Below are 11,904 nucleotides of genomic sequence, written 5' to 3' on the forward strand. Positions count from 1 at the left end.
CTGCCGATGCGGGCCTCATGCTGGCAGTCATCCGTCTGGCCATGCTAGACTCTGCCGTCCTGTCGGGAGCTGGTCCGCTCCGATGGCGAAGGCTTGGCGGGGCTTCCACGTCAAGTCGCTGATTTCTCTATGGTCTTCACGTCAAGTGTCGAAAGCGAGAGATGACCGGACCCGCTGTCGCCCCGCGACAACGTCTTCCAAATTCAAGTTCATGAGTACGCGCCTACGGGTGGACTCATAAGGAGCATCAAAGTGGCAAACTCCAAGCAAGCTCGCAAGCGCGCTCGTCAGGCTGAAGTCCGTCGTCAGCACAACTCCGCACAGCGTTCCGCCGTGCGTACCAGCGTCAAGAACGTGCTGAAGGCCGTCAAGACTGGTGACCACGCTGCTTCCATGGCCGCTTTCAATGTCGCGCAGAAGGTCCTCGACCGTTACGCCGACAAGGACATCCTGTCCAAGAAGAAGGCCGCTCGCGTCAAGAGCCGTCTGAACGCACGCGTCAAGGCACTGGCTGTCTGAGACGTGTTCGCGTGAAAAAACCGGCTTCGGCCGGTTTTTTTGTGTCTGTCTATCGTGTTGGATGGCATCGGTATCGGATCAGGGAAGTGAAAGGGGTGTCAGGGTGAGCAAGCCGCAGGATGAGTCGCCCAGAGGCGATCAGGATGTCGGGAAGGAGTCGGGTCGCCAGGCCGTGCAGACTGGCTCTCAGGCGACGGCTCAGGCAGAGACCAGCAGTGGAGACAGCCTGCCGGTGCGCGCGGGACTGCTGCGCTCCGGACTGATCGTCAGCGTGATGACGATGCTGTCGCGGGTGCTGGGGCTGGCGCGAGACGTGATCATCGCCAGTCTGCTGGGGGCAGGCAGCGGGGCGGATGCCTTCTTCGTGGCCTTCAAGATCCCCAACTTCATGCGTCGTCTGTTCGCCGAGGGGGCCTTCAATCAGGCCTTCATTCCGGTGCTGTCCGAGTATGCGACCCGGCGCACGCGGGAAGAGGTCCGCGAGTTGCTGGATGCCGTCAGTGGCAGTCTCGGCGTCATCCTGGCGCTGATCACGGCGCTGGCGATGCTGTGCGCGCCCTGGCTGGTGTGGGTCTTCGCGCCCGGGTTCGGTGACGATGCCGGCAAGCTGGCGCTGACCGGTGATATGCTGCGCCTGACCTTCCCCTATCTGTTGCTGATCTCGCTGACCGCCTTCGCCGGCAGCGTGCTCAATACCTGGAATCGCTTCGCGGTGCCGGCCATCACCCCGGTGCTGCTCAACCTGAGCCTGATCGGTGCGGCGCTGTTGCTGGCACCGCGTTTCGAGACACCCGCCATGGCGCTGGCCTGGGGCGTGTTGATCGCCGGTGGCGTGCAGCTGCTGTTCCAGGTGCCGTTCCTGCTGCGTCTTGGCCTGATGCCCAAGCCATGGCCGAACTTCGCCCACGAAGGCGTGCGGCGCATCCTCAAGTTGATGACACCGGCGCTGTTCGGGGTCTCGGTCTCGCAGATCAACCTGCTGCTGGATACCGTGCTGGCCTCGTTTCTGGTCACCGGCAGCGTGTCGTGGCTCTATTACTCCGACCGGCTGGTCGAACTGCCGCTGGGCATCATCGGCATCGCCATCGGCACCGTGATTCTGCCGGCGCTCTCCAAGCGTCACGCGGAGCAGTCGCTGGAGCACTTCCAGAAGATGCTCGACTGGGCGCTGCGTTCGGTATTGTTGATCGGCGTGCCGGCGGCGCTGGCGCTGGGCGTGCTCGCGGAGCCGCTGCTGATCACGTTGTTCCACTATGGGGCGATGACGGACAATGATGTGGTGATGTCGGCCCAGAGCCTGCGGGCCTACAGCTTCGGGCTGCTGGCCTTCATGCTGATCAAGGTGCTGGCACCGGGCTTCTATGCGCGTCAGGACACGAAGACGCCGGTCAAGATCGGCATCATCGCGATGGTCGCCAACATGGCCTTCAACCTCGCGCTGATCGTGCCGTTGGCCCATGCGGGCCTGGCATTGGCCACGGCGCTGTCGGCCTTCCTGAATGCCGGGCTGTTGGCGCGTGGCCTGTATCGCGAGGGTGTGCTGCGCTTCCAGCCGGGCTGGGGGCGCTATTCGCTGACGCTGATTGGCGGTTGCGCCCTGATGGGCGGCGGCCTGCTGTGGCTGTCACCGGACTGGACCACCTGGCTCGGTTGGGGCCTGTGGGAGCGCTGTGCGATGATGGGGGCGCTGGTCGTCGGCGGTGTGCTGGTCTATGCGCTGTGGTTGGGGCTTTGCGGCATACGTCCGCGCCACTTCCGCATGCAGGGCTGAGCCCCGACTCCCGATTCACATCTCGCGTTCCAGCAGTTTTCTCTCTGGTGGGGCAACGGTGGCTGTCAGCGCCGTGCCCCTTCGCTATAATCGACCACTTTCGGCGGCTTGTGTGATGCACGCATGGACTTGATCAGAGGACTCCACAATCTCGCCCGCCTGCGCAAGCAGGATGGCAGTCGCGGCTGCGTGGCCACCATCGGCAATTTCGATGGGGTGCACCTCGGCCACCAGGCGATTCTGGAGCAACTGCGCGAGCGCGCGGCGGCCTATGGGCTGCCGGCCACGGTGGTGGTGTTCGAGCCGCAGCCGCGCGAGTTCTTCGCGGGTGACAAGGCGCCGCCACGCCTGACGCGACTGGCGGAAAAGGTCCGCCTGCTGGGTAGCCACGGCGCCGAGCGCGTGCTGTGCCTGCCCTTCAATGAGGCGCTGCGCTCATTGTCGGCCCGTGAATTCATCGAGCAGGTACTGATCGATGGCCTCGGCGTGCGCCACCTGGTGGTCGGCGACGACTTCCGCTTCGGCTGTGATCGTGCCGGTGACTTCGCGCTGCTGGAGCGCATCGGCGCCGCCGAGGGCTTCGCGGTGGAGCATACCCGCACCTTCGAGATCGCCGGTGAGCGTGTGTCCAGCACTCGCGTGCGCAAGGTACTGGCCGCGGGTGACATGGCATTGGCCGCCAGATTGCTGGGACGAGCCCATCACTGGCAGGGGCGCGTGGTCGCGGACCGTCAGCTGGGGCGTACCATCGGCGTGCCGACCGCCAATCTGCCGCTGCCGAATGCGCCGCTGGCGGTCTCCGGCGTCTACGCGGTGATGGCGCATCTGGCCGATGGCCGCGCCTGCCCGGCGGTAGCCAATATCGGCTGGCGCCCGACGGTCGGCACGCCGCGCCCGGTCCTTGAGGTTCACCTGCTGGACTTCGCGGAGGACCTCTATGGCCAGTCGATGCGTGTCAGCTTCTGTGCCTTCCTGCGTGGCGAGCAGCGCTTCGATGGCCTGGAAGCTCTCAAGGCCGCCATCTACGCCGATATCGCATTGGCACGCCGCTTCTTCGCGCTGGCCGCAGGCGAGACGCCCGCCAGTGATGAGCAGGCATTGCTCGATTGCATGACCTCGATGGCTGACCTGCCGCTGGCCAGCCGTCCGCTGAGCGCACTGATGAATGCGCCGACGGCACCCTTACACGGCACTGCTGAGGTGTCTGATTCCACAGCTCGGGAAGCTCAGGCTTCCCGCCCCCACGACGGCTGACCCGAAAGGCTATGAGCGACTACAAGCACACTTTGAATCTGCCCGATACCGACTTCCCGATGCGCGGCAATCTCCCCAAGCGTGAGCCGGACCAACTGGCCCGCTGGAACGAGATTGACCTCTACGCGCGTCTGCGTGAAGCAGGCAAGGGCCGTCCGAGCTTCGTGCTCCACGACGGCCCTCCCTATGCCAACGGCAATATTCACATCGGTCACGCCGTCAACAAGATTCTCAAGGACATCATCGTCAAGTCCAAGACGATGGCGGGCTTCGATGCGCCTTACGTGCCGGGCTGGGACTGTCATGGTCTGCCCATCGAGCACAAGGTCGAGACCACCCACGGCAAGCATCTCGAGTCCGAGAAAGCCCGCCACCTGTGCCGGGAATACGCGGGCGTGCAGGTGGAAGGTCAGAAGCACGAGTTCATCCGTCTCGGCATCGTCGGTGACTGGGGCAACCCGTATCGCTCCATGGACTTCGCCAACGAAGCCGGTGAGATCCGTGCGCTGGCCGAGATGGTCAAGGGCGGTTATGTCTTCAAGGGCCTGAAGCCGGTCAACTGGTGCTTCGACTGTGGCTCTGCGCTTGCGGAAGCGGAAGTCGAATACGCCGACAAGACCTCTGACGCCATCGATGTCGCCTTCGCGGCAGACGACAGCGCGGCGCTGGCCAAGGCCTTCGGCCTCGAGTCACTGAGCAAGCCGGCGGCGATCGTGATCTGGACCACCACCCCGTGGACCATTCCGGCCAACCAGGCGCTCAACGTTCACCCGGACTTCGTCTACTCGCTGGTCGATACCGGCGAGCGCCTGCTGGTGCTCGCCGAGGAGCTGGTCGAGGACAGCCTGGCGCGCTTCGGGCTGAGTGGCGAGACACTGGCGACCGTCAATGGCGCGGCACTGGAGAATCTCAACTTCCGCCACCCGATCTACGATCGTCTGTCGCCGGTCTATCTGGCCGACTACGTCGAGACCGGTGCCGGTACCGGTATCGTCCACTCCGCGCCGGCCTACGGCGAGGATGACTTCCACACCTGCCGTCGTTACGGCATGAGCTTCGACGAGATCGAGAGCCCGGTGCAGGGCAACGGCGTCTACGTGCCGGACCTGCCGGAATTCGGTGGTCAGTTCATCTGGAAGGCCAACCCGAACATCGTCGCGCGTCTGGAAGAACTCGGCGCGCTGATGGCGCACGAGAAGATCACCCACAGCTACATGCACTGCTGGCGCCACAAGACGCCGGTCATCTATCGCGCCACGGCCCAGTGGTTCGTCGGCATGGACATCGCCGGCACCGATGGCGTGACCCTGCGTGACAAGGCGCTGTCCGCCATCGAGGACACCACCTTCATCCCGGCCTGGGGCCAGGCGCGCCTGAAGAGCATGATCGCCAACCGCCCTGACTGGTGCATCTCGCGTCAGCGCAACTGGGGCGTGCCGATTCCGCTGTTCCTGCATCGCGCCACTGGCGAACTGCACCCTGACAGCGTCGCGCTGATGGAAGCGGTCGCGGATCGCGTCGCCGAGCACGGCATCGATGCCTGGTGGTCACTCGACAGCCAGGAGCTGCTGGGCGATGAGGCCGAGAACTACGAGAAGGTCACCGACACGCTGGACGTGTGGTTCGATTCCGGAACGACCCACTGGCATGTGCTGCGTGGGTCGCACCCGCATGGTCACGAGGTAGGTCCGCGTGCCGACCTGTATCTGGAAGGCTCCGACCAGCACCGTGGCTGGTTCCACTCGTCACTGCTGACTGGCTGTGCCATCGACGGCCACGCGCCCTACAAGGCACTGCTGACTCACGGTTTCACCGTCGATGCGCAGGGCCGCAAGATGTCCAAGTCAGTGGGCAACGTGGTCGCGCCGCAGCAGGTGATGGACAAGCTGGGTGCCGACATTCTGCGCCTGTGGGTGTCCTCCAATGACTATTCCGGTGAGATGGCCGTCTCGGACGAGATCCTTAAGCGGACTGCCGATGCCTATCGCCGCATTCGCAACACCTCGCGCTTCCTGCTGTCCAACCTGAACGGTTTCGAGCCCGAGCGTGATGCGCTGGCCTTCGACGACATGCTGGCGCTGGACCAGTGGGTGGTCGATCGTGCCGCCCAGCTGCAGGCACGTGTCGAGCTGGCCTACGAGGAATACCGCTTCCTCGATATCTATCAGCAGGTGCTGACCTTCTGCTCGCGTGAGCTGGGCGGCTTCTATCTGGATGTCATCAAGGACCGCCAGTACACCACGCAGCCGAACTCGCGTGCGCGTCGCAGCTGTCAGACGGCGCTGTATCACGTGATCGAGGCGCTGGCACGCTGGATGGCGCCGATCCTCTCCTTCACCGGAGAAGAGATCTACGCCAACATCCCGGGCCCGCGCAAGGACACCATCTTCCTGGAGACGGCCTACACCGGCCTGACCACGCTGGCGGATGATGCCCCCATGGGGCGTGAGTTCTGGGAGCAGGTGCTGCACGTCAAGCAGGCGGTCAACAAGACGCTGGAAGGCGCGCGCAACGCCGGTCTGGTCAAGAATGGCCTGGCGGCGGAAGTCACCCTCTACGTCAATGATGAGCTCAGCACTCTGCTGGCAAGTCTCGGCGACGAACTGCGCTTCGTGATGCTGACCAGCGGCGTGACCCTGGCGCCTCTCGATGCTGCGGGTGACGCAGAAGAGACCGAAGTGTCCGGCCTCAAGGTGGCGGTCAAGGTCAGCGAGAATGTCAAGTGCGAGCGTTGCTGGCACCACCGTCCGGAAGTCGGCACTCTGCCGGAACATCCGACCCTGTGTGGCCGCTGCGTGACCAACCTGCCGGATGGCGAAGGCGAGACGCGTCACTTCGCGTGATCGCTGACGCGACCGCGGCATCGTTCAGCCTCCGCTGAGCGCTGATATCGAACGCCGGGCTCTGGCCCGGCGTTCGTGTCTTGCCGCCGACGGATTCATTTCATGCAGGGATGCCCATGGCATCCCCGACAGGAAGGTAACATGACGTCTTCTTCACAACCGCCTGCCAGTGAGGCCGGCTCGGCCGCCAGTGAGCCGATGCGTTCGCCGTTGCGCTGGCTGTGGCTGTCAGTGGTGATCGTGGTGCTGGATCTGACCACCAAGTGGTTGGCCAGCAGTTCTTTGATCTACGGTCAGGCCAACGAGGTGCTGCCGGTCTTCAATCTGACGCTGCTGCACAATACCGGCGCGGCCTTCAGTTTCCTGGCCGGTCATGACGGCTGGCAGCGCTGGCTGTTCGCCGGCATCGCCGTGGTGGCGGCCATCGGTCTGAGCATCTGGCTTGCGCGCCTCAAGCGTCACGAGACCTTCACGGCGCTGGGCATCGCGCTGGTACTGGGTGGCGCACTGGGCAATCTTTATGATCGTGTCGTGCATGGTTACGTGGTGGACTTCCTGTCCTTCCACTGGGGCAATGCCTTCTTCCCGGCCTTCAATGTGGCGGACGTCGCCATCAGCCTGGGAGCCGTGGCACTGATCATCGAATCCTTCCGTGGCCGCTCCGAGTGAGTGGCGCAAACGAGGTCAGCATGAGCGAATATCGTATCGCCGAAAACATGGAGGTCAGCCTCCATTTCCGTCTGCGTCTGGAAGACGGTACCGAAGTGGATTCCACCTTCGACAAGACGCCGGCCACCTTCCAGGTAGGCGATGGCAATCTGCCGCCGGGCTTCGAGCGGCCGATCATGGGCATGGCGGCAGGTGAGACCGGCAGCTTCACGGTCACGCCGGAGCATGCCTTCGGTCAGCACAATCCGCAGAATGTCCAGACCGTGGCGCGCAAGAGCTTCGATGACGAGATCGAGGTCGGCATGGTGATGTCCTTCGCCGAGCCGTCAGGCTCGGAGCTGCCGGGCATCATTCGCGAGATCGATGAGCGTGACGTCAAGGTCGACTTCAACCACCCGCTGGCCGGGCGTACCCTGACCTTCGAGGTCGAGGTGCTGTCCGTCTCCCCCGCGACCACGCACTGAGTCTTCTTTTCCAGGGGCGCCTCACACGTGTGCCCCTTGCCATCAAGCGGAGCCTGTCATGCAGATCAAGCTGGCCAACCCGCGCGGTTTCTGCGCCGGAGTGGATCGCGCCATCGATATCGTCAACGGGGCGCTCGACGTGTTCGGGCCGCCGATCTACGTGCGTCACGAGGTGGTGCACAACCGCTTCGTGGTCGACTCCCTCAAGGAGCGCGGCGCCATCTTCGTCGAGGAACTGCACGAAGTGCCGGATGACGTCATCGTCATCTTCTCGGCCCACGGTGTCTCGCGTGCCGTGCAGGAAGAGGCCGAGCGTCGCAACCTCAAGGTCTTCGATGCCACCTGTCCGCTGGTGACCAAGGTGCACATGGAAGTGCTGCGCTATGCGCGCAAGGGCCAGGATTGCGTGCTGATCGGCCATGAGGGTCACCCGGAAGTCGAGGGCACCATGGGCCGCTATGACACCTCCAAGGGTGGCACCATCCACCTGGTGGAGGACGAGTCCGATGTGGCGCGCCTGGAGGTCAAGGACCCGGATCAGCTGGCCTTCGTCACCCAGACTACGCTGTCCATGGATGACACGGCGCGTGTGATCGATGCGCTGCGCGAACGCTTCCCGGCGATTCAGGGGCCGCGCAAGGACGATATCTGCTACGCGACCCAGAATCGTCAGGACGCCGTACGCATGCTGGCGGAAGCCTGCGATGTGGTGCTGGTGGTCGGCAGCCCCAACAGCTCCAACTCCAATCGCCTGCGCGAACTGGCCGAGCGCATGCAGACCCCGGCCTGGTTGATCGATGATGCCGAGCAGATCGAGGCCGCCTGGCTCGAGGGTATCGGCAGTATCGGGATCACGGCAGGCGCAAGTGCGCCCGAAGTGCTGGTGCAGGGCGTGATCGATCGCCTGATGGCACTGGGGGCTTCGGCGCCCGAGGAACTGGAAGGTCAGGAGGAGAATATCGTCTTCTCCATGCCCAAGGAGCTCAAGGAGCGCTTGATCGCCTCGGATCAGATTCGCGAGCTGTAACGCTCTGTAAGTCATTGGTCATCTGAAAGCCGCGACTCTGTCGCGGCTTTTTTCATGTCTGAACCGCAATATCTGGCTCTTTGTGAGTTTTTGCGCATGTTCTCAATGCCCTGATCATTCCGGTGAGCGTTGATCTGGCCTGAGGATATATGAAAAAAAATGTAATGCTCAGTTACGAAAATGATACATAATGGAGGGTAAGCCACCTCTGGAGATATCGGCATGCCATGCCATCCCCTAGCCAAAAGCGTCATCGGTGCTCGTGCACGACGCGGGGCAGCGGGAGCGTGCGGGCCCAGAGGAGCACGAGGCTTCACGCTCATCGAAGTCATGATGGTGGTCGCGATCATCGGGATTCTGGCGGCGGTAGCAGTGCCATCCTATCTCGGGTACGTGGAGCGCAGCTGGCGTTCTCATGCTCAGCAGGCGCTGGGCCAGCAGGCCAGGCAGTTGCATGGCTTCTATGGACACGATTTCTCCGAGGCGCCGGTGCTGGAGGGGGAGTTGCCAGCCGATGGCGTCAGCAGTATCGAGGATGCCGGCGGCAATCTGCGCTACCTGATCTCCTATCGCAGCCTCACGCCGAGCACCTTCGTGTTGCAAGCCACTCCGCAGGGAGCACAGCTCAACGATGACTGCGGCATTCTGTGGATGGATGAGGTCATGAATACCGGCGCGGAAGGAGGGGGGCGGTGTTGGTGAAGTCTGCGAGACCATCCTCTCGACATCGGGTCGGGAGAGAACTGCCTTTCGCGTTGCATGAGAGGCCACGAGAGGCCGGGGAGCCTGACATTATGCGTCATTCACGCGGTTTCACGCTGATCGAGCTGGTGGTGACGGTGGCGATCATCGCCATCATCGCTGCCTGGGCGGTGCCTGCCTGGCAAGGGATGGTACAGCGCTCTCAGGTGGAGTCCGACGTTCGCGCCCTGACGCATGCCCTGGCGATGGCACGCAGTGCCGCGACCAGTCGCGGCACCATGGTCAGCGTCTGCCCCTATGCTCCGAGCGTTGCCACGCCGAATCCCACTGTCTGTGATGCGGACTGGTCGAATGGCTGGGTGGTGTATGAAGGCAGTGGAGCCAATTTCACGGCAGGGGATCGCATGTGGGTTCATCAGGGCAGCAACTCGGTGGCGCAATCCGGCGGTGCCAGTCGTATCACCTTCAATGATCGCGGCACACTCAACAGCGGCAACAGCACGCTGGTGTTCTGCGCAGCATCGGATTCCACTTCCGTGGTGGTGGCGCCTTCAGGGCGCGTGAGACTCGAGACGGGAGGTGATTGCTCATGACAAGACGTAACCCTCCGAAGATCGCGACGGCGCATCGTCAGCGTGGCGTCGGCCTGATCGAGGCGCTGGTGGCCGTGCTGCTGCTTGGTGTCTCCTTGCTGGGGCTGGGGCTGCTGCAGGTGCAGACGTTGCAGCATCAGCGCGTCAGTTACAGCAATACGGTGGCACAGCTGCTGTCATTGGACATGGCCGAGCGCATCCGGGCCAATCTCGAAGCCATTGCGCAATACGATGGTGCCGATACGCAGGACCCACCGGACAATGGATGCTCGTCAGACTGCACGCCTGCTCAGTTGGCCAATCAGGATGTGATCGACTGGCGAACGGCCATTCAGGGTTCCACTCTGACCAGCGGTGTCGGCAACGTGACGGTAGACGAGCGCCTGGTCGGCGGTGCCGGTATCGGGGTGCATGACGTCAGTGTCCAGGTGCAATGGAGCGATACGCTCAATGGTGGAATGGATATCCAGGCATATCGCTTCGAGGTGGAGCCATGAACCCGCGTGTCTATATCGCTGGCAAGAAGTTCTCTCGCTCTCCAGCCTCTCGCGCGCATCAGGCGGGGGTTGGCCTGGTCGAACTGATGATCAGTCTGGTGCTGGGTCTGCTGATCACGGCGATGGCGGTGCAGATGTTCTCGACGTCACGCAGTACCGTGAGTACCCAGGAAGCCCTGTCCTATCTTCAGGAGTCGGCGCGTTATGTCTCGTTCCGGCTTCAGCCCCTCATGCGCAATGTGGGCTACGCGGGGTGTGCCAACAGTCGTGATATCACCAATGCCAGTTCAGTGGATGACTCCCACGATCTCACGGCGCCCTTCGGTGGGCAGCAGCGTACCCAGCGTAGCCTCAGCTATTTCAATCTGACGTTCGTCGCCGCCAGCAAGGATGGCGATGAGACCACGCTCATCAGCAGCATGACCTCACTGGGCGGACCGCTGAGCGTGCGCAATGGCAGTGAAGCGGCCTTCGTGACCGACGAGTTCGCACTGGTCAGTGATTGCAACAGCACCGATGTCTTCAAGGTGTCGGGGACGACCCAGGGCAGTATCGAGACCAACGATACCCTGTCGCGTTCCTATGGCAGTTCACAGTCATCGAACGCCTATCTGTATCCGGTGCAGGCCTGGGAGCTCCGGCTGGATGATCAGGCCAATGACAGCTCGGTGCGTGCGCTGTATCTCGATCGCATCGATGCCACCTTTGCGCGCGAAGAGCTGGCCTCTGGCGTCGAGGGCTTCGATGTCAGCTTCAGTCTGGACACCACTGGCAACGGCAGTGTCGATCGGGTCAAGGTGCCTGCCGCCACGGTTCGCAGCGAAGACCGTTGGGATGAGGTGCGTCGCATCGAGATCGCCCTGACGCTCGAGAGCCTGCCAGGCGTGGTGCCGGGCGGAGATAACGATGGCCGTCTGACACGCACCTTCAATCTCACGTTCACGCCGCGCAATCTGCAACTGAGGGGCAGCTGATGCATACATCGCCGTCAACATCCGGGCCCTGCGCGGCAACGAGGGGGCCCGCGCATCAGCAAGGCATCGCACTGCTGATCGTGCTGGTCATGCTGGTGGTGATCGGCCTGCTGGCCGTCACCGGCGTGGAGGACAGTCAGTTGCAGACCCGGATGGCCGTCAACAGCCGTAACTTCGAGCAGTCCTATTACAACGCCGAGACCAGCCTCAGCATCGGTGAGCGGGCGTTGCAGGAGGGGCTGGAGAATGGCGCCTGGGAACTGGGCGATTTCGATGACTCGGCTGGGCTGATGCTGGCACTCCCTGAGGATGCGCCGCCGATCAACCCGCTCTCTGAAGCGGATTGGCAGGCCAATGGCATCGATACGCTGGACGATGATGACGGCGCGGTGATCGGGGCGTACGTGATCGAGTATCTGGGCAAGGTCGGGCAGCCCCCACTGAATACCAGCAACGAATTGAATGCGGTCGGTACGCGCCTGGATGCCTTCCGCGTCAGTGCAATGGGCCTGGGAGGCGGCAATGGCGCCTCCTGGACAGTGGTGCAAAGCGAGTTGGAACTGGGCCCTTACTTCTGAGAGGAGCATGAAC

Annotated in this window: 12 protein-coding genes; all 12 read left to right on the top strand. The window is 63.1% G+C overall.

From position 1 onward, the window contains the following. Positions 1-252: 252 nt before the first annotated feature. Positions 253-519 carry a 30S ribosomal protein S20 gene (gene rpsT / locus OW493_RS15270; protein ID WP_077373420.1) on the top strand — a complete coding sequence of 89 codons (267 nt, stop codon included), beginning with the start codon at positions 253-255 and terminating at the stop codon, positions 517-519. Positions 520-751: 232 nt separating this feature from the next. Continuing rightward, positions 752-2,290, top strand: coding sequence for a murein biosynthesis integral membrane protein MurJ (gene murJ / locus OW493_RS15275; RefSeq protein WP_255317675.1), 1,539 nt, complete (start codon positions 752-754; stop codon positions 2,288-2,290). A 123-nt stretch (positions 2,291-2,413) separates the two neighbouring features. Further along, positions 2,414-3,544: a bifunctional riboflavin kinase/FAD synthetase gene (ribF, locus tag OW493_RS15280; protein ID WP_077373426.1), complete on the top strand. Its 1,131-nt coding sequence runs from the start codon at positions 2,414-2,416 to the stop codon at positions 3,542-3,544. A gap of 11 nt (positions 3,545-3,555) precedes the next feature. After that, positions 3,556-6,387: an isoleucine--tRNA ligase gene (gene ileS, locus OW493_RS15285; protein WP_289864819.1), complete on the top strand. Its 2,832-nt coding sequence runs from the start codon at positions 3,556-3,558 to the stop codon at positions 6,385-6,387. Positions 6,388-6,528: 141 nt separating this feature from the next. After that, on the top strand, positions 6,529-7,056 hold the full coding sequence (lspA, locus tag OW493_RS15290; protein ID WP_240499635.1) for a signal peptidase II: 528 nt from the start codon (positions 6,529-6,531) through the stop codon (positions 7,054-7,056). Positions 7,057-7,076: 20 nt separating this feature from the next. Then, positions 7,077-7,520 carry an FKBP-type peptidyl-prolyl cis-trans isomerase gene (gene fkpB / locus OW493_RS15295; RefSeq protein WP_077373432.1) on the top strand — a complete coding sequence of 148 codons (444 nt, stop codon included), beginning with the start codon at positions 7,077-7,079 and terminating at the stop codon, positions 7,518-7,520. Between the two features lie 58 nt (positions 7,521-7,578). Then, the gene (gene ispH, locus OW493_RS15300; protein ID WP_077373435.1) at positions 7,579-8,547 is read left to right on the top strand and encodes a 4-hydroxy-3-methylbut-2-enyl diphosphate reductase; all 969 of its coding nucleotides are present in this window, start codon (positions 7,579-7,581) and stop codon (positions 8,545-8,547) included. 252 nt (positions 8,548-8,799) lie between these two features. Further along, a complete protein-coding gene (locus tag OW493_RS15305) occupies positions 8,800-9,249 on the top strand; it encodes a type IV pilin protein (RefSeq protein WP_255303302.1) in 450 nt (149 codons plus the stop codon). Between the two features lie 92 nt (positions 9,250-9,341). Then, the gene (locus tag OW493_RS15310) at positions 9,342-9,842 is read left to right on the top strand and encodes a GspH/FimT family protein (RefSeq protein ID WP_077373519.1); all 501 of its coding nucleotides are present in this window, start codon (positions 9,342-9,344) and stop codon (positions 9,840-9,842) included. Further along, positions 9,839-10,339 carry a type IV pilus modification protein PilV gene (gene pilV, locus OW493_RS15315; RefSeq protein ID WP_077373441.1) on the top strand — a complete coding sequence of 167 codons (501 nt, stop codon included), beginning with the start codon at positions 9,839-9,841 and terminating at the stop codon, positions 10,337-10,339. Before OW493_RS15310 ends, pilV begins: the two co-directional genes overlap by 4 nt. After that, complete coding sequence (locus OW493_RS15320; protein WP_289864820.1) at positions 10,336-11,313, top strand: PilW family protein; 978 nt, start codon at positions 10,336-10,338, stop codon at positions 11,311-11,313. Before pilV ends, OW493_RS15320 begins: the two co-directional genes overlap by 4 nt. After that, complete coding sequence (locus OW493_RS15325; RefSeq protein WP_136939704.1) at positions 11,313-11,891, top strand: hypothetical protein; 579 nt, start codon at positions 11,313-11,315, stop codon at positions 11,889-11,891. Before OW493_RS15320 ends, OW493_RS15325 begins: the two co-directional genes overlap by 1 nt. The last annotated feature ends 13 nt before the right edge of the window (positions 11,892-11,904 follow it).

The sequence above is a fragment of the Cobetia sp. 14N.309.X.WAT.E.A4 genome (assembly GCF_030397495.1).
Lineage (GTDB): Bacteria > Pseudomonadota > Gammaproteobacteria > Pseudomonadales > Halomonadaceae > Cobetia > Cobetia marina.